Here is a 21,739-nt window from a genome sequence, read left to right as displayed (position 1 = left end):
AGCACCAGCTGGTGCTGCGCCCGGTGGCGCTGGCCAGCCAGCTCGACCGGATCAGCCTGGTCTATCAGCTGGAAGGACAAGAGCTGCACTTCACCGAGTACCATCGCTGGGCCGGTGCGCTGGACGATCAGCTCAACCAGCTCACCCTCAATGGCCTCTCCACCCGCCTGCCGGGCTGGGTGGTGCGGCAGGATGGCGCCCGCAAGGGGCCGGTGCTGACCATTCTGGTGGAGCGCTTTCAGGGCCGTCATGACGGCAGCGCCGTGCTGAGCGGCCGCTGGCGCCTGCTGGCGGAAGATGGCACCGTGTTGCGCGATGCCCCCTTCCGTCAGGAGCGGGTACTGCCAGCCGATGGCTACAACGCACTGGTGAACGAACTGGGTCAGGGCTGGCAACAGCTGCTCGACCAGATCGCCGCCGAGGTGCGCAAGCAAGGTTGAGCACATCAACCTGCGAGTATCAGATAGAAAAAAACGACGCCAGCTGGCGTCGTTTTTTATGGGCAAGAGTCGGGGCGACTTATGCCTGGGCGGGCAGGCTCAGGCGGGCAACCGCTTCCACATGCATGGAGTGCGGGAACATATCGACCGGTTGCACTTCATCCAGCACGAAGCCCTGCTTGACCAGCCAGGCAAGGTCGCGGGCCAAAGTCTGCGGGTTGCAGGAGACATAGACCAGACGGCGGGGCGCCATGGCGACCAGGGTCTGCAGCACCGCCTTGTCACAGCCTTTGCGGGGCGGATCCATTACCACCACGTCAGCTGTCACGCCTTGGGCGTGCAGCTCGGGCATCAGCTGCTCGGCCTTGCCAACGTGGAATTCGGTGTGCTCGATACCGTTGAGGGCGGCGTTGCGACGGGCATCGCTGATGGCGCTCTCCACCGACTCGATCCCGACGACCTTGGCGGCCTTGCCAGCCAGGAACAGGGAGATGGTGCCGATACCGCAATAGATGTCGAACACCGTCTCGTTACCGGTCAGCTCGGCATAATCGAGGGCGCTGGAGTAGAGCACATCGGTCTGGGTCGGGTTGTTCTGGAAGAAGGAGAGCGGCGAGATCTCGAACTCGAGTTCGTGGATCTTGTCGCGGATCACCCCTTCGCCGAGCAGCACCCGGTTGGTGGCCCCCAGAATGCGGTTGGTGCGCTCATCGTTGATGTTCTGCACCAGGGTAGTGACCGGCAGATCGCTTAAGCTCGCCAACAGCTCGGCTTCGAACGGTAACTCCTCGCCCAAAGTGACCAGCACCACCATCAGCTCGCCGCTCTTGAAGCCCTTGCGGGTTATCAGGTTACGCACGCAGCCGCTGTGGTTTACTTCGTCATAGGCGGCGATGTCGTGCGCGCGCATCCAGTTGCGCACCCGGGCGTTGAGCTCGACGTGCAGCGGATCCTGCACCGCACAGTCATCAGCGGGGATGAGATCGTGGGAGTGCTTGCGATAAAAACCGATCTCGGCACCGACATCGCAGCCACGCACCGCATATTGCGCCTTGTTGCGATAGGCGAACGGGCTTTCCATGCCAAGGATATCCTTGACCGGAGTATCACCCAGCCCGACCTGTTCCAGTGCGCTCTGCACCAGTGCCTGCTTGAGCTTGAGCTGGGCCGGATAGGCCAGCGGGCGCACCTGACAGCCACCACACTCGGTGTTGGGGCAGAAATCGGCAACCCGATCGGCGGAGGGCTGGAGCAGCTCGGCAACCTTGCCGTGCAGATAGTTCGGCTTGACCTCGGTCAGCTCCACCAGCGCCTGCTCACCGGGCAGCAGACCTTCGACAAACAGGGGGCGATCGAACAGGCGTCCTTTGCCATCTCCTTTGTCGGTCAGTTCCAGGATCTCGATCTGGTGTTGATGTCCCACTAACGGCATGAGCGGCTCCAAAAGTACTAAAAATGGGGGGTGATGGACGCGGAAAAGCCATGCCCATCGAGAAAAGGTGGCAGAGTTTAGCGGAGATCCGGCCAAATTGCAGGCATAAAAAGCCTGCTTGTTGCAATGGTCATTGCACCAGGCTATCTGCCGGGCGTTGCCACCTTTCGGGTTGCGGCAAATTTAGCCCTTGGGCCATAACGCCCAGCCTGTTAAAATTCCGCCCTTGAAATTATCCTGGGCCCCGCGCCCGTTCTAGCTAAGGTCTACCGCGATGCGTACCAGCCAATATCTGCTTTCCACTCTCAAGGAAACCCCCTCCGACGCTGAAGTTGTCAGCCACCAGCTGATGCTGCGCGCCGGGATGATCCGTAAACTGGCCTCCGGCATGTATGCCTGGTTGCCAACCGGTCTGCGGGTACTGAAGAAAATCGAGAACATTGTTCGCGAAGAGATGAACAATGCTGGTGCCGTCGAAGTCTCTATGCCGGTGGTTCAACCCGCCGAGCTGTGGCAGGAGTCCGGCCGCTGGGATGACTACGGTCCCGAGCTGTGCCGTCTGACCGACCGCCACAACCGTCCCTTCGTGCTGGGCCCGACCCACGAAGAGGTGATCACTGCGCTGGTGCGTTACGAAGTGAACAGCTACAAGCAGCTGCCGCTCAACCTCTACCAGATCCAGACCAAGTTCCGCGACGAAGTACGCCCCCGTTTCGGCGTGATGCGTGGCCGCGAATTCCTGATGAAGGATGCTTACTCCTTCCACATCGACAAGGAATCTCTGGTCGATACCTACGAGAAGATGCACGCCGCCTACTGCAAGGCTTTCACCCGCATGGGTCTGAACTTCCGTCCGGTGCAGGCCGATACCGGCTCCATCGGTGGTACCGGTTCCCACGAATTCCAGGTGCTGGCCGAGAGCGGTGAAGATCTGATCGCCTTCTCCGATAGCTCCGATTACGCCGCCAACATCGAGATGGCCGAAGCGCTGGCACCGGCTGGTGAGCGCGCTGCCGCCACCGCAGCCCTGACCAAGGTTGCCACCCCGAACGTCCACACCATCGACGAAGTGGCTGCCTTCCTGAACGTGGCTCCGACCGCCATCGCCAAGACCCTGCTGGTACTGGCAGAGGAAGATGAGCACGGCAAGCAGGCCGTCATTGCGCTGGTACTACGTGGCGACCACGAGCTGAACGAAATCAAGGCTGAGAAGCTCTCTGGCGTGGCTAACCCGCTGACCTTCGCCAACGACGAGCAGATCAAAGCTGCCGCCGGTTGCGATGCAGGCTCCATCGGCCCGGTCGGCTTTGCCGGTCGCATCATCGTCGATCGCAGCGCCGCCCATCTGGCGGACTTCGTCTGCGGCGCCAACGAGACCGGCTTCCACCTGACCGGTGCCAACTGGGATCGCGACATCGCTTCTTACGAAGTTGCCGACCTGCGCAACGTGGTAGAAGGCGACCCGAGCCCGTGCGGCCAGGGCAAGCTGCTGCTCAAGCGCGGTATCGAAGTGGGCCACATCTTCCAGCTGGGTACCAAATACTCCGAAGCGATGAAGGCGAGCGTGCTGAACGAAGCTGGCAAGTCCGTTACTATGGAGATGGGTTGCTACGGTATCGGGGTTTCCCGTCTGGTGGCCGCCGCCATCGAGCAGAACAACGACCAGTACGGCATCATCTGGCCGGACGCCATCGCTCCGTTCGAAGTGGCCATCGTGCCGATGAACATGCACAAATCCGAGCGCGTGGCCGAGCAGGCACAGCAGTTCTACGCCGAGCTGAAAGCCGCTGGTGTGGACGTGCTGTTCGACGACCGTAAAGAGCGCCCGGGCGTGATGTTTGCCGACATGGAGCTGCTGGGCATCCCGCACGCCATCGTCATCGGCGATCGCGGTCTGGACAACGGTGTGGTGGAGTACAAGTGCCGCCGCACCGGCGAGAAGCAGGAAGTGGCCATCAGCGACATCATCGCCATGCTCAAGGCCAAGCTGAGCCGTTAATTCCGCCCTCTTCCCGATATAAAAAAGCGCGCCATTTGGCGCGCTTTTTGTTTCTGTATGTTCTGACGACGGCAACCGGATGGCGGGTTTCGCCTCAGGGATTACGACCGATAAAGAGATCTGTCACGTGGCAACTGCTTCTGGCTTCCAGCGCGTCGAGCATATAGGCCGCCGCATCTTCCGGGGTCATGAAACCGCTCGGGTCGACGTGATCCGAGTTATCCCAGAATTCGCTGCGGATCCCGCTCGGGTAGAGGTTGACCAGCCGCAGTGGCGAGCCTTTCAGCTCGGCACGCAAGGATTCGAGAAAGCCGCGCATCCCCCATTTGGAGGCGCAGTAGAGGCTCTCGTTAGCCTTGCCCACCTGAGCGGCGGAGGAGAGCACATTCGCCAGTACTCCGCCTTTCTCACCGATAAGCCGCACCGTTTGCTGGGCCACCAGAATGGTGGAGATAAGGTTGCTCTCCACCACCCGGCGGATCTGCTCGGCGGTGTAGACACCGACCGGGCCAAACTCGCCCACCCCGGCGCAGTGGATCACCATGTCGGGCAGCCCCCCCCACTCCACCGCAGCGGCGAAGGCGACGTCGACCTCTTCATGGTGCGCCAGATCGGCGGCGATGCCGATCACCGCGCTGCCGAGCAGTTGTTCCTGCTCCTGCAGTCGCTGATAACGGCGCCCCATCATGGAGACCTGGTGGCCCCGCTCAACCAGACCTATGGTCAGCGCCCGGCCGAGACCAGAACCGGCACCTGTCACTATGATGTGGCCCATTATCGCTCCTCGTCGTCAGTTGACGGTCAGATTAGAAAGTGAATTCACCGCCCATGAACCAGCCATCGACAGACAGAATGCTCTGATAGATGTTGGCGAAGAATATCACCCCCGTTGTCAGACAACGTCAGATTAGAAAGTGAATTCGCCGCCCATGAACCAGCCATCGACAGACTGGTCGATATTGGCGAAGTCGACCTTGGCTTCACGCCAGCCGGCACGCAGCTTGATCGGCATGGAGGAGAACTTGTAGGAACCACCCAGACGGTAGTCATAGTTGTCCGCATCGTGAGTGCGCAGATCGCCGAAGAAGGCGATGCCGGTGCCCGGGATCTTCACTTCGCTGCCGGCATAGGCCATCAGGGTATCTTCGTCATAACCCTTGCGACCGAAGTAGACCTGCTCGCCATCGTAGTGACGGCCGGTCATACCCAGATCGATCTTGAACAGATCGTTGTTGAACAGACGGTAGTAGAGGCTCAGATCGTAGGCAGTCAGATCGTTCTTGAAGTTGCCGCCAGAGGTGCTGAAATCGGAGACTTCAAACTTGGCGTTCGGCAGGAAGATGATGCCGTGTTCCAGTTGCAGATAGCCGTTCCAGTTGTAGCTGTCGTCATAGCTGCCATCAGCACTGGTGCCATAAGCCTGACCACTGCCCTTGGCGGCCCATACATCGGCACCGGCGGCAAAACGCCAGTCGTCAGCGGCCATGGCACTCTGGCTGCACAGAGCCAGCACAAAACCGGCAATCAGCGTCTTTTTCATTACGTCACTTCCTCTTGCATACATGGAAAAGAGCACTATTTTACTCGGTGCAGCCAAAATACCCAGCGTCAATCCTGAACAAACGACGACAAATGTCAGTGCTTCATATGCTTCATCTCTGCCATCGGCTCAATCGGCTTCACCGGCAGTGACAGATCCAGCTTCTGACCATCATCCATGGTGAGGGTGAGCGGGAAAGGGGTCTGCTCGGAGAGCGTGCCCACCTCGAACAGCATGATGTGCAGGCTGCCCGGTTTCAGCACCGCTTCGCCCTTGGCCGGGATCTCGATATTCTCGACCTGACGCATCTTCATCACGCCATTTTCGTGCAGATGAGTGTGCAGCTCGGCACGCCCGGCCGCAGCAGAAGCCGCCGCCACCAGCTTGACCGGCTGGTCGGCGTCATTCTTGAGCACCATAAAGGCGGCAGTGTTGGGGGAGCCCGGCGGCAACAGGCGCACATAACCGTCGACAGCCTCGACCTTGGCCAGTGCAGGCGCCGTCATACCCAGAACCAGCAGAGAATAAAACGCACGTTTAAACATGGTTGAAATCCTTTTATGATGTTGTTAAACGGCGCCAAGGTTACCCCAGCAGCAACCTTTTTTGCACCTTTCAATAACAAGGATTTAGACATGGCCCCCATTCTCATTGCCGAGCAGCAGGATGGCTTGCTCACCCTGACCCTCAACCGCCCCGACAAGCGCAACGCCCTCAATACCGAGCTCTATAAGCAACTGGTGGCAGCGCTGCGAGAGGCGGCAGCCGATGAGGAGGTGCATGTCCTGCTGTTGCAGGGGCAGCAGGATTGCTTTACCGCGGGCAATGATCTGGCCGACTTTATGGGCAAGAGCTCGCTGGAGCCCGACGACCCCATCCTGCAGTTCCTCCACACCCTGGCCGATTTCCCCAAACCCGTGATCGCTGCCGTTGCAGGCCCGGCGGTGGGGATTGGCACCACCATTTTGCTGCACTGCGATCTGGTCTATCTGGCGGATAATGCCCGCTTGCAGCTTCCTTTCGTCGAGTTGGGGCTGGTGCCGGAGTTCGCCTCCAGCCTGCTGCTGCCGCGTCTGGTGGGGCACCTCAAGGCGGCCGAGCTGTTGCTGCTGGCCGAGGCGATTGATGCCGAAGAGGCGCTGCGATTAGGGCTGGCCAACAAGGTAGTGGCGGCCGATGGATTGCTCTCCCTTGCCCGCGAGCAGGGGCTGAAGCTGGCGGCCAAGCCGCCCAGAGCGCTGCAAAAGAGCAAGGCGCTGCTGAAACAGGAGCTTAAACAGGCGGTGCACTTTGTCATCGATCTGGAGGCGCGCGCCTTCGCCCAGGCACTGCAAGGGGAAGAGGCGCAGCAACGCATCGCCCAGAAACTCAAACGGCGAGGCTGAGCCGCGCCCACATCCGTTCAGTTGAGGCGAAAACGGCCGATCAGCTCGCAGCCCTGCACCTTGTCCTGCAGCTGGATCAGCCGGGCAATTTCCGGATTGGGGTGACGCTTGAGAAAGGCGAGCAGGGCTCCACGGCAGCAACCCAGCTCGCTGATCAGCGCCTCGCACTCCCGGTTCGGGCACTGCGGCACCAGCGCAGTCACCAGCTCGGAGGCAAGCTTCAGGTAGCGCAGCTCGTAAGTCGGCTCATCCATCGCCCGCCAGAAGTCAGCCAGCCGGTGACAGGTGGCGACCCGCATGGTGGCCAGTTCGGTCAACTCGACCTGGGTCATCTCGTAAACATCCCCCAGCGCCTGCTGATAAAAGCAGATCGCCGCCCCCAGCGAACCGGCCTGCCAGGCACGCTCCGCCTCCAGCATGTATCGTTGCCAACTTTGCGGTGTCATCTCGCTCTCCCGAGTCCGTCATGGTGGGAGTGTTATCATGGCTAATTGAGAATAAATATCAACCAGAGGGTTAGTGCAGGATCTCTGCGCAACCTTGGCAAACCCGGCGCCCGACTTTATGATCGCGCCCTTACACCCTTCTTTGGAGCACACCACAATGCGACCACGCCTCCCGCAGATGCTGGGCTGCTCCCTGCTCTGCGTGCCCCGCATGCTGGTCTGGATCTATTAGCTGCGCTCAAGCGAACGCAACCCATCCGATCCATTCAGCAAAGGAGTACCAGCATGAACACCTGCCAACACTGGTCGCAGGTCGAATACCTGCACCTGACGGTGACCAACCCCAATATCTGCCTCAAGGGGCAGCACAGCTACTACTCGGGTGCCTGGGATGGCCCCTTCGAAGAGGTGGCGATACGCTACCTCCATGGCGATCCCTTCAGCCGCAGCCCGGAAACCGGCTGGGAGCCGCTCTGGCATATCGACCGTCTCCATATCGGCGACTATGTGCAGATTGCCGCCGGGGTAAAGATCATCATGGGGGGCAACCACACCCACAACACGGCCTTCATCAGCACCTATCCGTTCGCCGATCTGGCGGCGCTCCAGCGCAGCTACCGCCCCGCAGGCGATACCCGCATCGGTAACGATGTCTGGATCGGCATGGAGGCGATGATCATGCCCGGCGTCACCATCGGCGACGGTGCCATCATCGCCGCCCGCTCGCTGGTCAATCAGGATGTGCCGCCCTATGCCATGGTGGCGGGCACCCCGGCCAAGGTGGTGCGGATGCGCTTTGGCGAGGAGGAGATTGCCCGGCTACAGGCCCTCGCCTGGTGGGATTTGCCGGATCAACAGGTCAACGATCTGCTACCGCTGATCCAGCAAGGCGAAGTCGCCCTGCTTGAGCAGGCGGCTGCCCGCTGGGCGGAGCGCCATGAGTGACCACCGCTAACCAGTAGCTGACAGCATAAGGGCGACCCCGGGGTCGCCCTCTTTTATCTCCGGCATGCTCTGGATGCCGTCATCGCTCATCCACTCACTGCGCGCTTTTGGACTGGTTGAGGCTGCACTGCTTGCCGGGATAACCGGGTAGATCCTTGGCATCGCTGCCGCAGGCGAGCCGTTTGGCCTGTTGCAGTCGAGCCGCCAGATTGGCGCTGTCCACCGGCATCCATTGCATCTGCTTGCCGAGCCAGCTGGCCCAGGCAAACTCGACGAAATAGACCTGTTTGTCCTTGCGAAAGTAGCCCGCATTCTGCAGCAGTCCGGCGAGGGTGCGATAGGGGTAATCAGGCAGCTTGTCGATACTGGTCGGCAACTGCTCCGGGGTCAGTGGTTGCCCCTTCTCATCCTTGAGCCAGGCCCAATGGTTGTTCTGCATCTGGCTCCAGAAGTTGGCCTTGTCCTGCAGGCGGCCAATCACCTTGACCCGGGCATCCTTGACGCCCTGCTGCCACAGCGCCTTGGTGAGATGGTGCCTGTCCACCAGCCAGTAGCTGCCATCCGGCGCAATCACCACGGGGATCTCTTTCTTTTTCATCAACTTGTCGAGCTGCTTTGCGCTCATGCCCGCCAATGTGGCCTGGGTCGCATCGACCTGCATCTGGCCGACGCCCCCCTGAGTCGGGTGCAAGGCATCGATGCCGATCTCGCACCAGTTGCCCACCGCCGTGTCGCTCTGGCACGGGGCCAACGCCCAGGCACCCTGGCTCAACACACAGGCCAGCAATAACCATGCTTTCATCGTTTGACACTCCTCACCACATTGAACTGCACAGACGCCGGGAACGCTCTTCTACCCCGATTGGGAGTGAGAGTCGAATGCTGGCGGTCAGACCAGCAAACGGGATATCATGATTTCCCATCTGTCGGCGATATTTTCTCGCCGAGTTTTCTCCCCGCTTCACACTATTTGAAGGATCCGACCCATGAAAGGATGGAGCCCCTTGCTGGCCCTGCTGGGCTGTGCTGCTGTCCAGGCTGCCGATATTCCCGCCGGAACACAACTCGCCGCCGAGCAGATTGTCGTTCGCCACCTCAAGGATGAACCTGCGAGCCTGAGCCCGCTCAAGCTGGTCGGCCTGCCGGAGTTGCAGGTACTGCGGGATCTGTTCGAGGGGCTGCTGACCCAGGGGCCGGATGGCAAACCGGTTGCCGGGGTGGCGGCCAGCTGGGAGAACAAGGGCAACCAGTTCTTTACCTTCCATCTGCGCCCGGATGCGCGCTGGTCCAACGGCGATCCGGTCAAGGCCGGCGACTTCGTCTACGGCTGGCGCAAGCTGGTCGACCCGAAAGAGGCGGCCACCTTCGCCTGGTTTGCCCAACTGGCCCGTTTCGACAAGGTGGACGAGATAGTCGCTGGCAAATTGCCTGCCAGCGAGCTGGGGGTCAAGGCCCTCGATGACCACACCCTGCAGGTGACCCTCTCCCAGCCGGTACCCTACTTCCTGAACCTGCTGAGCCACCCCAGCCTGTCGCCGCTCCATCAGGCCAGCATCGAGCAGTACGGCAACCAGTGGACCCAACCCGGCAAACTGGTGGGCAACGGTGCCTTTGTGCTGAACAACCGGGTGGTCAACGAGAAGCTGGAGCTGACCCCCAACCCTTATTACTGGGATCGGGCCCATACCGTATTGACCAAGGTGATCTTCATGCCGATCAATCAGGAGAGCGCGGCGACCAACCGCTACCTGGCTGGCGATCTGCATATCACCGAATCCTTCCCCAAGGAGCAGTACGACAAGCTGAAGCAGCAGATCCCGAATGAGGTCTACACCCCGGATCAGCTCGGTACCTACTACTACGCTTTCAATACCCGTCAGGCACCACTGAACGATGTGCGGGTACGCAAGGCGCTCTCCTACACCATCGATCGCGCCCTGATCGCCGACAAGGTGCTCGGCACTGGCGAGAAACCGGCTTATCACTTCACTCCGGATGTGACCACCAGCTTTACCCCGGCCGCCAACCTGCTCTCCACCAGCAGCCAACCGACGCTGGACAGCAAGGCCAAGGCCCTGCTCAAGGAGGCCGGTTACGGCCCGGACAAGCCGCTCAAGCTGACCCTGCTCTACAACACCGCGGAAATTCACAAGAAGATGGCACTGGCGATTGCCAGCATGTGGAAGCAGAAGCTGGGCGCCGAGGTCGAGCTGACCAATCAGGAGTGGAAAACCTATCTCGACAGTCGCCAGAGCGGTCAGTTCGAGGTGATCCGCTCCTCCTGGGTCGCCGATTACAACGACCCGTCAGCGTTCCTCGGCCTGTGGGGCTCCCGTCACAGCGGCAATATGGCAGGCTTTGCCAATGCCCGTTATGACCAGCTGCTGGCAGAGGCTGCCAGCACTCAGGATACCGCCAGCCGCAGCAAGCTGTTTGGCGAGGCGGAAGCGATCCTGCTGGATCAGGCCCCCATCGCCCCCATCTACCAGTACACCAATGCCCGCCTCATCAAGCCATGGCTCAAGGGCTACCCCATCAACAACCCGGAAGATGTGGCCTACAGCCGCCAACTCTACCTCGTCAAACACTGACACCGGCCACAACGATGCGAGGCCCCGCAAGGCCTCGCTATTGATACTGTTAACACCCCGATTTCCAGCCTAAAATGCCGCCCCTTCTGTTCAATTAATCTTCAATGCCCAGTCAGACATGCGTTATTTGATACTGCTCTCGTTATTGTGGACCCTGCCTGCTCAGGCCAACAGCGAATCTCAATGCCAGCAAGAGTTTGTCGGCTGGATGCTGCATCAGCAGCAACAGTTCAGCGATCGCAAGTCTGACAAGATGGAGCGGCGCCGGGCCGAACGGGCCATCGAGTTGGCTCGTCAGGAGTACGACAAGCAGGCCAGCTTCTGCAAAACCATGCAGCTTGTACATGAGTACAAAGATGATGATCCTCGCCTCGCCCCAAGAAAGGGTGAAGTTCACGATTTCACACCGGCCAGCTGACCCTCACTTCATCAATTCATTGTGTTGATTAATTGACCCAAGCCAAGTTCGGGTCACTGAAGAGCCTTAGAATGATTAACTGAGAACGACAATAAAAAACATAGTTATCAGTTATTTGGCTTTTTCAGGAACGACACATGACCAAACTCCATCAGGAGGGGGAGATACACTTCCCCGACAACATCGCACTCATCTCGACCACGGATCCCGCCAGTCATATTACCTATGCCAACCAGCACTTCTGTGATGTGGCCGGGTATGGTGCGGCCGAAATGGAAGGGGTACCCCACAATCTGGTGCGACACCCCGACATGCCCAAGGCGGCCTTCGCCGACATGTGGCAGCGGCTGCGACAGGGCAAAAGCTGGATGGGGCTGGTCAAGAACCGCGCCAAAAGCGGTCAGTTCTATTGGGTAAACGCTTACGTCACCCCGATCCTCAATGCGCAGAAGGAGATCGTCGAGTTCCAGTCAGTGCGCACCAAACCCGCCGCCAGCGATGTGGCCTGGGCCGAGCAGCTCTATGGCCTGCTGCGAAGCGGCAAGGCGCTTCCCTGGCTGAGCCGCTTTCACATTGAACCGGGTCAGCTGACCCTCTGCCTCTCCGCTTCTGCCTTGCTCACCACTCTTGCTACCTTTGCCACCGGCAACCTGTTATGGCTGCTGCCCACCGCCTTGTTGCTGTTGGCACAGGCAATCCACGGCTGGCGATTGCAGCAACGGCTGTCTCATCTGCTCACCCTTGCCGATCAAGATAAGGGAACCCGCCTCTGTCAGGTGCTCTACACCCGACGGCGCGACACCCTGGCGGCCGTCGAACTGGCCCTGCGGATGAAGCAGGCCGAGCTCAAGGCCGTGGTCGGGCGCAGCGCCGACACCAACCAGCAGATCCTGCAGGCAGCCGAAGATGACCGGGGCAATATCCAGACCATTGATACTCATCTGCAGCAGCAGCGCGCCCATAGCGAGCAGCTGGCGACCGCCATCACCGAGCTGAGCCACTCCATTCGGGATGTGGCCCACAGTGCCCATGAGGCAAGCAATCTGGTCATAGAGGTACAGCAGGTCTCCGACGAGGGGCTGCAAGCATTGGCGACCACCCGCTCCGCCGTCAACCAACTCCATCAGGAGCTGGATGCCAACCACGCCGTGCTGGCCCAGCTCACCAGCGACAGCCAGAAGATCAGCGGTATTCTGGAGGTGATCAGTCAAATCGCCGACCAGACCAACCTGCTCGCCCTCAATGCGGCCATCGAGGCTGCCCGGGCTGGCGAACAGGGGCGCGGTTTTGCCGTGGTGGCGGATGAAGTGAGGGCGCTGGCCCAGAAGACCCGCGCCTCGACCAGCGAGATCCACGAGATGATCCAGGCGCTGCAACAGACTACACGACAGCTGTCGGACGGGATGACACAAGGGGCGCAGACCTCGGTACGCTGCCAGCAGCACGCGGGCACCACCGCCGACGTGCTCACCCAGATCAACCGGATGCTGGGGCAGGTAACCCGCACCAGCGACGAGATCGCCCAGGCGGTGAGTCAGCAGGCCGACGTCACGGCGACCCTCGATGAAGGGGTACACCAGATCCACCAGCTGGCCAGCCACACCGCCGACAACAGCAGGCTGGCCCTCGATGGCATCACCCTGCTGGTAGAGCGGCTGCAGGATCTCTCGCGGCTGATCAACCAGTTCAGATATTGAAGCGACAGTAATAAAAAAAGCGCGTCAACTGACGCGCTTTTTGTTGCTCTTGCCTTGGCACAACTGGCTTATTCGGCCGTCTCGCTGGCGGCAAACTCCGGCACCTTGGCCATGGCATCCAGCACCACCTGAATACCGGCGCCCGGTTTGCAGGCATTCTCGCTCAGGTGACGGCGCCAGGCGCGGGCCCCCTGCATATTCTGGAACAGACCCAGCATGTGGCGGGTCATGTGGGAGAGGTAGTTGCCCTTGGCCAGCTCCTGCTCGATATAGGGCAGCATCATCCGCACCACCTCATGGCGGCTCGGCACGGCGTTGTTCTGGCCGAACACCAGGTTGTCTACCTGCGCCAGAATGTAGGGGTTCTGATAGGCTTCGCGCCCCATCATGACGCCATCAACGTGTTGCAGGTGCGCGAGAGTCTGCTCCATGGAGGTAACACCGCCGTTGAGGGCAATGGTCAGCTCCGGGTAATCCTGCTTGACCCGATAGACGCGAGGATAATCGAGCGGCGGGATCTCGCGGTTCTCCTTGGGGCTAAGGCCGCTCAGCCAGGCCTTGCGGGCATGGACGATGAAGGTGTCGCAACCGGCATCGCGCACCTGTTCGATAAAGGTCTGCAGAAATTCGTAGGAGTCCTGATCATCGATGCCGATACGGGTCTTCACCGTTACCGGAATATCGACCACATCGCGCATCGCCTTGACGCAGTCAGCCACCAGCGCCGGTTCACCCATCAGGCAGGCGCCAAAGCGACCGTTCTGCACCCGATCGGAGGGGCAACCGACGTTGATGTTCACCTCGTCATAGCCGCGCTCCTCGGCCAGCTTGGCACAGCGCGCCAGATCGGCCGGATTGCTGCCACCCAGTTGCAGGGAGATGGGGTGCTCCTGCTCGCTGTAACCCAGATAATCCCCCTTGCCATGGATGATGGCGCCGGTGGTCACCATTTCGGTATAGAGCAAGGTCTGGCGGCTCATCAGTCGATGAAAGTAACGGCAATGCCGATCAGTCCAGTCCAGCATGGGGGCAATGGAAAAACGCTGCGCCTGCATAAAAATCATCCGGGTTGGCTAAAGAAAGGGGCGGATTTTATCACAACGTGAAGCAGCCCCAGAAAATGAATTTTGTCGCCGCGCCATGCGAGGCCCTGTGATAGTATCCGGCTAATAGAAAGGGTATCTGCGCGATCATGAATCAAGACCAACTTTTACAACGAGCCGAGCGACTCTGTATACAGCGAGGGATCCGCTTCACCCCGACCCGACGTCAGGTATTTCGCCTGCTGGCGGCACACGGCAACGCCATCAGCGCCTATGATTTGTTGGCCCAGCTGCAACAAACCGAAGCCAATGCCAAGCCGCCAACCGTCTATCGGGCACTCGATTTTTTGCTCGAACAGGGCTTTGCTCACAAGGTGGAATCTCTCAACGCGTTTATCTTCTGCTGCCACTTCGATCACGCTCACCCGATGCAGTTGTTGATCTGCGACGAGTGCGGGGATGTGGTCGAGCTTCACGATACGGCGATCGATAGCGCGTTTTCCGAGCAGGCCCACTTGCATGGTTTTACTATTACCAATAAGACGATAGAGGCACATGGCCAATGTGCCCGTTGTACGCCCACTGTAGGAAGTCATCATGAAGGCTGATTTTGTAAATCCGTTCCTGCTATCCCTGCTCAATGTGCTCTCGACCATGGCACAGCTGGAACTCAAACCGGGCAAACCGAAACGCAAGATGGATGAGCTGGCGCGCGGTGACGTCTCCGGCCTGATCGGCATGGTCGGCCCGCAGACCCGTGGTTCCCTCTCCATCAGCTTCGAGAAGGGGCTGGCGCTGGAGATCATGCGCCGCATGCTGGGGGAAGCGCCCGCCAACATCAACGAAGAGGTGACCGACATGGTCGGTGAAATCACCAACATGGTGACCGGCGGTGCCAAGCGGATGCTGGGTGAGAAGGGCTACGAGTTTGACATGGCGACCCCCATCATCGTCTCCGGCCCCAACCACACCATTACCCACCGTGCCGATGGCACCAAGATCATGATGCCGTTCGAATCGGATTTCGGTCGCGCCACTATCGAAATCTGCTTCGAGTAACCCTATGTGGAAAGCATTGAAATGGCTTTTCATCTGCTGGGCCCTGCTGTTGATCCTGTCGGACATTCAGATCAGCACTTCCCTCTACAAGTACGAAGATAACCGGGTGCTCATCAACTTCCCGCGCTGGGAAGCCAAGCAGCCTTGGGGCACCTTCGAGTGGCATGCCGGACGGGTAGAAACCCACTGGTATGGTCTGGAGGGCAAACCCAAGCCGTCAGGCCCGCAAATCTGATCCGGTAACGGATCCGGCAGAAACAGAAGAGGCCAGCAGATGCTGGCCTCTTTGCTATCTCGTTGATCCTGAATCAAGCCGCTTCGGCCGCCAACTTCCCGCTTGGTCGCACCAGGATGCCGACGATGCAGGCCAGCAGAGTCGGCAGCAGCCAGGCAAGCCCCTTGTCGAACAGCGGCAGGAAGGCAAAGCCGTCCATCGCCATCCCGGCAGCCCCCAGCCCATCGAGGCAACCAAACAGAAAGGCGACCGTCAGCACGCCGCGAAACGCCAGCCGTGGCTGGGCAAACCATCCCTTGAGGAAAGTCACCAGCACCAGCGCGATGGCAACCGGATAGATGGCCACCAGCACCGGAATCGAGAGGCCGATCAGCTCGCTCAGCCCCACATTGGCCACCAGTGCACAGAGCGCCCCCAGCAGCATGACCCAGTTGCGATAGGCCCAACCTGTAAGGCCATGGAAGTAGTCGGCACCGGCACAGAGCAGGCCGACCGCACTGGTAAAACAGGCCAGGGTGATGATGGCAGCCAGAATAAACTGGCCCGGTTGACCAAACAGACTCAGGACGTAGGCATTGACGATGGCCCCACCATTGCTGATATCGCTCGCCACCCCACCGGCACTGTTGCCCAGCTGAAAGAGCGAGACATACACCGCCGACAACCCGACCGCCGAGATCAAGCCTGCAATGGTCAGATATTTGAACTGACTGCGATAATCCTCGATCCCCTTCTGACGCAGCAGACCTATGATCAGGGCGCCAAACATCAGGGAGGCCAGGGTATCCATGGTGTTGTAGCCCTCCAGCATTCCTTTGGTCAGGGCTGCATCTATGTACTCACCGCTGGCATCAGGCATGGTGCCCTGCGGTGTCATAAAGACCCCGACCGCCAGAATAAGCAGCATCGCCATCAGGGCTGGGGTCAGATACTTGCCGACCGCATCGAGCAGCTTGCCCCGATCGAGCGCCACCAGGATCACCAGCGCAAAGAAACTCAGGGTGTAGATCAGCAGCCCCGCATGACCGGTATCGCCAAGCCAGGGCTTGAGCCCCATCTCGTAGGCGACCAGACCGGTGCGGGGAATGGCAAAGGCGGGTCCCATGATGATATAGATGGCGATGGCCAGCGCCATCGCCCCCCCGGCGGGCAGATAGCGGGTCATTCCGGTCCAGCCACTCGCGCCGCCCCCCGAACTCCCCTTGGCCACCGCAATCAGGGTGATCAGCGGCAAGCCCACTGCCGTTAGCAAAAAGCCGCACATGGCGGCCAGCAGATGCTCACCGGCCATAAAACCGGCCAGCGGCGGAAAAATGATATTGCCTGCCCCCAGATAGAAGGCAAACGTCATAAACCCCAATCCGAATACATCGGACAACTTCAATGATTTCGTCAAACTCAACCTCATCTGCCTTATCAGCTTGTTATTGATTGCACCCACTGCCTGGCAGATAACCGGTAACAATACCTCTCGCCCCCACACGGCCCGCGGACCGGATGAGGCGCACCACCTTTAGCATAAAGAAGAGGAGTTCGATCTCAATCACCAATTAATATCTTGAAACAATTTACCGCTGTGGAATTAATCGCCGAATAACTCAGCGCTCCATAAACAGGTGTCGCATGTGGCGTATGGGAGGTGAGAAGGGGGGGACAGGTTATAGCGGCCAAATACGGCTGCTCAGGTGCTATCTGCGTACGGTGACAATTACGGCAGCAAAGCGAGGTGAAATGCGAGGCTCACAAAAAACAAAAGAGCCTGCACGGGGCAGGCTCTTGGCAATATCACATCAGGCGTGATCAGGCAGCTTCGGCAGCCATCTCGGTCGGACGCACCATCACGCCAACTACGCAGGCCAGCAGGGTCGGCATCAGCCAGGCGAGGCCCTTGTCGAACAGCGGCAGGAAGGCAAACGCATCCATCTTCATACCGGCAGCACCCAGACCATCCAGGCACCCGAACAGGAAGGCAACCATCAACACGCCACGGAACACCAGACGGGGACGGCCGAAGTAACCCTTCAGGAAGGTGACCAACACCAGCGCCACGGCAACCGGATAGATGGCAACCAGCACCGGAATGGAGAGGCTGATCAACTGGCTCAGGCCCACGTTGGCCACCACGGCACAGATAACGCCCAGCAACACCACCAGCTTCTTGTAAGCCATGCCGGTCAGATTGTGGAAGAAATCGGAACAGGCAGAGATCAGGCCCACGGCAGTGGTGAAGCACGCCAGAGTGATGATGGCCGCCAGAATGAACTGACCCGGCTGACCAAACAGGCTCAGTACGTAGGCGTTGACGATGGCGCCACCATTGCTGACATCAGTCGCCACACCGGCTGCAGTGTTACCCAGCTGGAACAGGGAGACGTACACCACGCTCAGACCAACGGCAGAGATGAGGCCGGCAATGGCCAGATACTTGAACTGGCTCTTGTAATCGTTGATGCCTTTCTGGCGCAGCAGATCGACGATCAGGGCGCCAAACATCAAAGACGCCAGGGTGTCCATGGTGTTGTAGCCTTCCAGGATCCCTTTCACGAAGGGGCTGTTCTGGTAGTCACCGGACGCATCAGGCATGGAGCCTTGCGGCGCTACGAATACCCCGACCGCCAGAGTCAGCAGCAGCAGCATCAGTACCGGAGTCAGGTATTTGCCGATGGCGTCCATCAGCTTGCCCTGGTTCATGGAAACCAGAATGGCCACACCAAAGAAGATCACGGTATAGGCAGCCAGACCCGCTTGCCCCATGTCACCGATGAACGGCTTGAGGCCCATCTCGTAGGCAACCAGACCGGTACGGGGCGCGGCAAAGGCCGGGCCGATGATGATATAGATGGCAACGGCCAGCGCAGTCGCGACACCGGCAGGCAGCAGCTTGGTCATGCCAGCCCAGCCGTTACCGGCTTTCGCCACGGCCAGAATGGTCACCAGAGGCAGGCCCACGGCAGTGACCAGGAAGCCAAACATCGCCAGGGAGAGGTGCTCACCAGCCATGTAACCGGCCAACGGCGGGAAAATGATGTTACCGGCGCCCAGATAGAAGGCGAAGGTCATAAACCCTAATCCGAGTACATCGGACAATGTGAGTGATTTCGTCAAGTTCAACCTCGTCTGTCTTGTAAATTATTGCTTGTTATAGTTTTTATCGGTCGCTGACCGGGTGTGTTCAGGGGGTATAAAAAAAGAGCCCCGCATGTTTTTTCATCGCAACCAGTGGTTTTAGCTGGTCTGGAGCGGGCGCTCGATCTGGAACCAGCATAATGGCGTGAAAAAATAGTTCAAGACGAAATTTACATCTTCAAATAGAAGGGGTTGGTCAGTTGGATATATCTGTCGGAATAGGCCCCATCAGCAGAATGGATCACAATTTCACCCCTCTCACACCTGTTTAATCCTCTGCCAAGTAGCAATAAAACACGATTTGCCTCTTTACCCTCTCTGGTGATAACAGCTGTATAACAAATGCCATGCAGATCATAATTCGCCGAAATGCATAAAATTTCATCGGCCATCGCCGTCGGCAGCACCAGCGCCACCTGCCCGTTCGGGCTCAGCAAACGATCGCAGGCCGCCAGTAATGCGGGGCTGTCGAGGGCGCCGGTATGGCGGGCCAACGCCCGCGCCGGATCGCTAAATGACTGGCCTGCCACGAAATAGGGAGGGTTGGAGACGACAAGATCATAAGGGTCGGCCTGATAATCCTGAATGGCACTCTCTATGACGGTCACCCGATCGGCCCAGGGAGAAGCAGCCGCATTCTCCCGCGCCTGACTGGCCGCATTAATATCCAGCTCGACCGCATCAAGACGGCAGTCAGATCTGCTGCGTTGGGCCAGCATCAGGGCGATCAGGCCGCTGCCGGTGCCGATATCGAGCACTCGATGCGCCTGTTCGATCGGCGCCCAGGCACCGAGCAAAATGCCATCGGTGCCCACCTTCATGGCGCAGCGATCGTGATTGATATGGAACTGTTTGAAGGTAAATCCGCGACTACGTCCCATCTGGCCCCCGTCATCTGCAAAAATGGTGGGCGATTATAGCGGCTAAGACACACTCACCAATAGGAGCCGACGAGATAATCGCCTATAATCTGCCGTTTCCTTAATGACCGAGTATTGCCATGAGCCAGTCCTTTGATGATTTCGACCTGCACCCAGCCCTCAACCGGGCCTTGGCCGAGATGGGATTCACCCGCCCCACCACCATCCAGCAGATGGTGCTGGAGCCAGCCCTGGACGGCCGCGATATTCTGGCATCCGCTCCAACCGGTACCGGCAAGACCGCCTCTTTCCTGCTGCCGGCACTCCAGCACCTGCTGGACTTCCCGCGCCGCAAGCCGGGCCCCTGCCGCATGCTGATCCTGACCCCGACCCGCGAGTTGGCGCTGCAGGTGACCGCACACGCCAAGGCGCTGGCGGCTCACACCAACCTCAGCATCGAGACCATCATCGGCGGCGTCAGCCATGAAGAGCAGTTGCCTGCTCTGACCAAGACCACCGACATCGTGGTCGCCACCCCGGGCCGTCTGCTCGAGTACATCGAGAAAGAGGAGTTCGAGAGCCACGACATCGAAGTGCTGGTGCTGGATGAAGCGGACCGCATGCTGGACATGGGCTTTATCAAGGATGTGAACCGCATCGTGGCCGAAGCGCGCTACCGCAAGCACACCATGCTCTTCTCCGCCACCCTGGAAGGGGTCGGCCTTGAGAAGTTCGCCAACGAGATCCTCAAGGATCCGGTGGAGCTGCACGCCGAGCCGCCCCGCAGCGAACGTCGCCCCATCACCCAGTGGATCCATCTGGCTGATGACGCCGCCCACAAGCTGGCGCTGCTGACCCATATCCTGAAAGATCCGGAAACCCAGAAAGCCATTATCTTCGTCAAGACTCGTGAGCGTCTGGCGGAGCTCTCCGGCCAGCTGCAGGCGGCGGGTATCTCCTGCGCCTGGATCCGTGGCGAAATGGAGCAGAGCAAGCGTATCGAGTCGATCCGCAAGTTCCACGAAGGGGAAGTACCCTTCCTGATCGCCACCGACGTCGCCGCCCGCGGCATCGACCTGCCGAACGTCAGCCATGTCATCAACTACGACATGCCCTACGGCGCCGATGTCTACGTCCACCGGATCGGCCGTACCGGCCGCGCTGGCAACCGTGGCTGTGCCATCAGCCTGGTGGAAGCCCACGACATGGCGATGGTCGCCAAGATCGAACGCTACACCGAAGAGCGCCTCAAGCGCCGGGTGATCGACGAGCTGCGCCCGAAACACAAGGAAGCGCGGGTACCGGTGAAGAAGAAAAAGCCGGTCGACAAGAAGAAGTCCGCCAAGAAGAAAAAGAAGAAGTGATCGCCTGGCGATAAAGAGAAGGGCCATCCCGCGGGATGGCCCTTCTGCATTCTGAATCACTCTGACGAGTGGTTATGCCACCACTCTGCGCATCCCCATATGGGGGATATCATCTTCGAGATAGCCTTCCCCTTCCGCCACAAAACCGTGTTGGCCGTAGAAGCCCTGCAGATGAGCCTGTGCCCCCAGCCAGATGCTGTGAGTCGGCCAGCGCGCCTCGCACGCCTTGACCGCCTCGCCGATCAGCTGGTGACCAAGACCACCGCCACGCGCCTTGGGTGAGGTCACCACCCGACCGATGGCTGCACCGCTCTCATCACCGATGCCGGGCGCCATGATCCGCGCATAGGCGGCCAGCAGCTCGCCCTGATAGCCGAGCAGGTGCCAGACCCCTTCGCGGCGGTCCAGTCCATCCAGATCCTGAAAGGGACAGGTCTGCTCCACCACGAACACCTCGGCCCGCAGCGCCAGCAACTCATACAACTCGTCAGTGGTCAGCTCAGACCAGGGTTTCAGGATCCAGTTCATCGGCAACTCCTTATCAGTTCGGCCTGCCAGCATAATCGTGGCGCCAGCGCCCTGCATTAACCTTTGTTAAGTTCTTTCAGCCGTTTGCGAATGCGGCTCAGACTGATGGGCGTGATACCGAGATAGGCGGCGATCTGGTGATCGGGCACTCTGGCATCAAGCGCGGGAAAGCTGTCCAGAAAGTGCTGATAGCGCGCCTGCGGGCTACCGGTCAGCAGCAACTGCTCCTTCTCCTCCTTGATGCGCAGCTGCACCTCCAACAGATGCTGGTACCAGCGCGGCCAGCCGGGCAGCTGGCGCAGGTCGGCCAGACTGAACAGCTGCAGACGGCAAGACTCCAGCGCCTCCACACTGTAGCGGGCCGGCTCGCCACTAAGCAGGTGGTGGAAGTCGAGAAACTCGTCCCCCTCCCAGTAGAACTCCTTGATGTACTCGCGGCCATCCTCCAGCACCAGCTTGGCCCGCAGCAGCCCCTGCTCCACCCTGACCAGCAGATCCGGGCTGTCGCCGGCATGCCAGAGGCAGCTTTTCGGGCTGAGGGTCAGCGGGCGGGCAAAAGAGAGGAGGCGCGCGGCCTCCTCTTTATCTGCAACCTGCGCCCAATCGAAGGGGGGTCTGTCAGTCAGCATGA

General features: G+C 59.7%; 23 protein-coding genes. 11 read left to right on the top strand and 12 right to left on the bottom strand.

The window, feature by feature from the left end:
* A partial coding sequence (locus L972_RS01135; protein ID WP_047434575.1) for a PqiC family protein occupies positions 1-440 on the top strand: 440 nt, incomplete at its 5' end.
* A gap of 79 nt (positions 441-519) precedes the next feature.
* Here the strand turns inward: L972_RS01135 and rlmD are convergent.
* Positions 520-1,872, bottom strand: a complete 1,353-nt coding sequence (gene rlmD, locus L972_RS01130; RefSeq protein ID WP_047434556.1) for a 23S rRNA (uracil(1939)-C(5))-methyltransferase RlmD — start codon at positions 1,870-1,872, stop codon at positions 520-522.
* Positions 1,873-2,146: 274 nt separating this feature from the next.
* On the opposite strand from rlmD, the gene L972_RS01125 reads away from it, so the two are divergent.
* Positions 2,147-3,871, top strand: a complete 1,725-nt coding sequence (locus L972_RS01125) for a proline--tRNA ligase (protein WP_047434553.1) — start codon at positions 2,147-2,149, stop codon at positions 3,869-3,871.
* A 94-nt stretch (positions 3,872-3,965) separates the two neighbouring features.
* On the opposite strand, the gene L972_RS01120 is transcribed toward L972_RS01125, so the two are convergent.
* The 3 genes from L972_RS01120 to L972_RS01110 form a co-directional block, all read right to left on the bottom strand.
* Positions 3,966-4,646, bottom strand: a complete 681-nt coding sequence (locus tag L972_RS01120) for an SDR family oxidoreductase (RefSeq protein WP_005363016.1) — start codon at positions 4,644-4,646, stop codon at positions 3,966-3,968.
* 132 nt (positions 4,647-4,778) lie between these two features.
* Positions 4,779-5,411, bottom strand: a complete 633-nt coding sequence (locus L972_RS01115; RefSeq protein WP_005354809.1) for a TIGR04219 family outer membrane beta-barrel protein — start codon at positions 5,409-5,411, stop codon at positions 4,779-4,781.
* Positions 5,412-5,506: 95 nt separating this feature from the next.
* On the bottom strand, positions 5,507-5,956 hold the full coding sequence (locus L972_RS01110; protein WP_005335782.1) for a copper chaperone PCu(A)C: 450 nt from the start codon (positions 5,954-5,956) through the stop codon (positions 5,507-5,509).
* A gap of 90 nt (positions 5,957-6,046) precedes the next feature.
* On the opposite strand from L972_RS01110, the gene L972_RS01105 reads away from it, so the two are divergent.
* Complete coding sequence (locus L972_RS01105) at positions 6,047-6,796, top strand: enoyl-CoA hydratase-related protein (RefSeq protein WP_047434550.1); 750 nt, start codon at positions 6,047-6,049, stop codon at positions 6,794-6,796.
* Positions 6,797-6,813: 17 nt separating this feature from the next.
* Here the strand turns inward: L972_RS01105 and L972_RS01100 are convergent, their stop codons facing one another.
* Positions 6,814-7,242, bottom strand: coding sequence for a DUF2753 family protein (locus L972_RS01100; RefSeq protein WP_005335785.1), 429 nt, complete (start codon positions 7,240-7,242; stop codon positions 6,814-6,816).
* Positions 7,243-7,527: 285 nt separating this feature from the next.
* Between L972_RS01100 and L972_RS01095 the strand changes: the two genes are divergently transcribed.
* Entirely contained in the window at positions 7,528-8,187 is a 660-nt protein-coding gene (locus L972_RS01095; RefSeq protein WP_047434547.1) for a CatB-related O-acetyltransferase, read from the top strand.
* 94 nt (positions 8,188-8,281) lie between these two features.
* Here L972_RS01095 and L972_RS01090 read toward each other — a convergent pair whose 3' ends face one another.
* The gene (locus tag L972_RS01090; protein WP_047434544.1) at positions 8,282-8,989 is read right to left on the bottom strand and encodes a ParB-like protein; all 708 of its coding nucleotides are present in this window, start codon (positions 8,987-8,989) and stop codon (positions 8,282-8,284) included.
* Between the two features lie 184 nt (positions 8,990-9,173).
* On the opposite strand from L972_RS01090, the gene L972_RS01085 reads away from it, so the two are divergent.
* The 3 genes from L972_RS01085 (at position 9,174) to L972_RS01075 (ending at position 12,893) form a co-directional block, all read left to right on the top strand.
* Positions 9,174-10,778: a peptide ABC transporter substrate-binding protein gene (locus tag L972_RS01085; RefSeq protein ID WP_047434541.1), complete on the top strand. Its 1,605-nt coding sequence runs from the start codon at positions 9,174-9,176 to the stop codon at positions 10,776-10,778.
* 118 nt (positions 10,779-10,896) lie between these two features.
* Complete coding sequence (locus tag L972_RS01080; RefSeq protein ID WP_013723462.1) at positions 10,897-11,196, top strand: hypothetical protein; 300 nt, start codon at positions 10,897-10,899, stop codon at positions 11,194-11,196.
* A 137-nt stretch (positions 11,197-11,333) separates the two neighbouring features.
* The gene (locus L972_RS01075; protein ID WP_047434538.1) at positions 11,334-12,893 is read left to right on the top strand and encodes a methyl-accepting chemotaxis protein; all 1,560 of its coding nucleotides are present in this window, start codon (positions 11,334-11,336) and stop codon (positions 12,891-12,893) included.
* A gap of 68 nt (positions 12,894-12,961) precedes the next feature.
* Here L972_RS01075 and dusA read toward each other — a convergent pair whose 3' ends face one another.
* Positions 12,962-13,948, bottom strand: coding sequence for a tRNA dihydrouridine(20/20a) synthase DusA (dusA, locus tag L972_RS01070; protein WP_047434535.1), 987 nt, complete (start codon positions 13,946-13,948; stop codon positions 12,962-12,964).
* Between the two features lie 137 nt (positions 13,949-14,085).
* On the opposite strand from dusA, the gene zur reads away from it, so the two are divergent.
* From zur to L972_RS01055, 3 genes are read left to right on the top strand one after another with little or no spacing between them, the layout of a single operon-like run.
* The gene (gene zur / locus L972_RS20445) at positions 14,086-14,544 is read left to right on the top strand and encodes a zinc uptake transcriptional repressor Zur (RefSeq protein ID WP_005335805.1); all 459 of its coding nucleotides are present in this window, start codon (positions 14,086-14,088) and stop codon (positions 14,542-14,544) included.
* Complete coding sequence (locus L972_RS01060) at positions 14,534-14,995, top strand: chemotaxis protein CheX (RefSeq protein ID WP_005335807.1); 462 nt, start codon at positions 14,534-14,536, stop codon at positions 14,993-14,995. Before zur ends, L972_RS01060 begins: the two co-directional genes overlap by 11 nt.
* Before the next feature lie 4 nt (positions 14,996-14,999).
* On the top strand, positions 15,000-15,230 hold the full coding sequence (locus L972_RS01055) for a hypothetical protein (RefSeq protein WP_047434532.1): 231 nt from the start codon (positions 15,000-15,002) through the stop codon (positions 15,228-15,230).
* Positions 15,231-15,303: 73 nt separating this feature from the next.
* On the opposite strand, the gene brnQ (L972_RS01050) is transcribed toward L972_RS01055, so the two are convergent.
* The 3 genes from brnQ (L972_RS01050) to L972_RS01040 all read right to left on the bottom strand — a co-directional run bounded on the left by brnQ (L972_RS01050) (position 15,304) and on the right by L972_RS01040 (position 19,237).
* On the bottom strand, positions 15,304-16,581 hold the full coding sequence (gene brnQ / locus L972_RS01050; RefSeq protein WP_052200012.1) for a branched-chain amino acid transport system II carrier protein: 1,278 nt from the start codon (positions 16,579-16,581) through the stop codon (positions 15,304-15,306).
* 449 nt (positions 16,582-17,030) lie between these two features.
* A complete protein-coding gene (brnQ, locus tag L972_RS01045; protein WP_041236099.1) occupies positions 17,031-18,335 on the bottom strand; it encodes a branched-chain amino acid transport system II carrier protein in 1,305 nt (434 codons plus the stop codon).
* A 191-nt stretch (positions 18,336-18,526) separates the two neighbouring features.
* Positions 18,527-19,237: a tRNA1(Val) (adenine(37)-N6)-methyltransferase gene (locus L972_RS01040; RefSeq protein ID WP_047434526.1), complete on the bottom strand. Its 711-nt coding sequence runs from the start codon at positions 19,235-19,237 to the stop codon at positions 18,527-18,529.
* Between the two features lie 119 nt (positions 19,238-19,356).
* Between L972_RS01040 and srmB the strand changes: the two genes are divergently transcribed.
* Positions 19,357-20,580 (top strand): ATP-dependent RNA helicase SrmB, encoded by a 1,224-nt coding sequence (gene srmB / locus L972_RS01035; protein ID WP_047434523.1) that lies wholly within the window; start codon positions 19,357-19,359, stop codon positions 20,578-20,580.
* A 72-nt stretch (positions 20,581-20,652) separates the two neighbouring features.
* Here the strand turns inward: srmB and L972_RS01030 are convergent, their stop codons facing one another.
* Together L972_RS01030 and L972_RS01025 are read right to left on the bottom strand one after the other, a co-directional pair.
* Positions 20,653-21,108: a GNAT family N-acetyltransferase gene (locus tag L972_RS01030; RefSeq protein ID WP_047434518.1), complete on the bottom strand. Its 456-nt coding sequence runs from the start codon at positions 21,106-21,108 to the stop codon at positions 20,653-20,655.
* A gap of 56 nt (positions 21,109-21,164) precedes the next feature.
* Complete coding sequence (locus L972_RS01025) at positions 21,165-21,737, bottom strand: Crp/Fnr family transcriptional regulator (RefSeq protein ID WP_047434515.1); 573 nt, start codon at positions 21,735-21,737, stop codon at positions 21,165-21,167.
* Positions 21,738-21,739 lie beyond the last annotated feature (2 nt).

This window comes from Aeromonas sp. ZOR0001, assembly GCF_000801015.1.
Lineage (GTDB): Bacteria > Pseudomonadota > Gammaproteobacteria > Enterobacterales > Aeromonadaceae > Aeromonas > Aeromonas veronii.
Note: the sequence above shows the minus strand (reverse complement) of the source record. Positions and strands in the feature narration are given on the sequence as shown.

Coding starts and splice junctions, on each gene's coding strand:
- rlmD (WP_047434556.1), bottom strand. CDS start 1,872: ATGCCGTTAGTGGGACATCAACACCAGATCGAGATCCTGGAACTGACC.
- dusA (WP_047434535.1), bottom strand. CDS start 13,948: ATGCAGGCGCAGCGTTTTTCCATTGCCCCCATGCTGGACTGGACTGAT.
- brnQ (WP_052200012.1), bottom strand. CDS start 16,581: ATGACGTTTGCCTTCTATCTGGGGGCAGGCAATATCATTTTTCCGCCG.
- srmB (WP_047434523.1), top strand. CDS start 19,357: ATGAGCCAGTCCTTTGATGATTTCGACCTGCACCCAGCCCTCAACCGG.
- L972_RS01060 (WP_005335807.1), top strand. CDS start 14,534: ATGAAGGCTGATTTTGTAAATCCGTTCCTGCTATCCCTGCTCAATGTG.
- L972_RS01095 (WP_047434547.1), top strand. CDS start 7,528: ATGAACACCTGCCAACACTGGTCGCAGGTCGAATACCTGCACCTGACG.
- L972_RS01040 (WP_047434526.1), bottom strand. CDS start 19,237: ATGGGACGTAGTCGCGGATTTACCTTCAAACAGTTCCATATCAATCAC.
- L972_RS01120 (WP_005363016.1), bottom strand. CDS start 4,646: ATGGGCCACATCATAGTGACAGGTGCCGGTTCTGGTCTCGGCCGGGCG.
- L972_RS01105 (WP_047434550.1), top strand. CDS start 6,047: ATGGCCCCCATTCTCATTGCCGAGCAGCAGGATGGCTTGCTCACCCTG.
- L972_RS01055 (WP_047434532.1), top strand. CDS start 15,000: ATGTGGAAAGCATTGAAATGGCTTTTCATCTGCTGGGCCCTGCTGTTG.
- L972_RS01090 (WP_047434544.1), bottom strand. CDS start 8,989: ATGAAAGCATGGTTATTGCTGGCCTGTGTGTTGAGCCAGGGTGCCTGG.
- zur (WP_005335805.1), top strand. CDS start 14,086: ATGAATCAAGACCAACTTTTACAACGAGCCGAGCGACTCTGTATACAG.
- L972_RS01030 (WP_047434518.1), bottom strand. CDS start 21,108: ATGAACTGGATCCTGAAACCCTGGTCTGAGCTGACCACTGACGAGTTG.
- L972_RS01100 (WP_005335785.1), bottom strand. CDS start 7,242: ATGACACCGCAAAGTTGGCAACGATACATGCTGGAGGCGGAGCGTGCC.
- L972_RS01025 (WP_047434515.1), bottom strand. CDS start 21,737: ATGCTGACTGACAGACCCCCCTTCGATTGGGCGCAGGTTGCAGATAAA.
- L972_RS01080 (WP_013723462.1), top strand. CDS start 10,897: ATGCGTTATTTGATACTGCTCTCGTTATTGTGGACCCTGCCTGCTCAG.
- L972_RS01075 (WP_047434538.1), top strand. CDS start 11,334: ATGACCAAACTCCATCAGGAGGGGGAGATACACTTCCCCGACAACATC.
- L972_RS01085 (WP_047434541.1), top strand. CDS start 9,174: ATGAAAGGATGGAGCCCCTTGCTGGCCCTGCTGGGCTGTGCTGCTGTC.
- L972_RS01115 (WP_005354809.1), bottom strand. CDS start 5,411: ATGAAAAAGACGCTGATTGCCGGTTTTGTGCTGGCTCTGTGCAGCCAG.
- L972_RS01125 (WP_047434553.1), top strand. CDS start 2,147: ATGCGTACCAGCCAATATCTGCTTTCCACTCTCAAGGAAACCCCCTCC.
- L972_RS01110 (WP_005335782.1), bottom strand. CDS start 5,956: ATGTTTAAACGTGCGTTTTATTCTCTGCTGGTTCTGGGTATGACGGCG.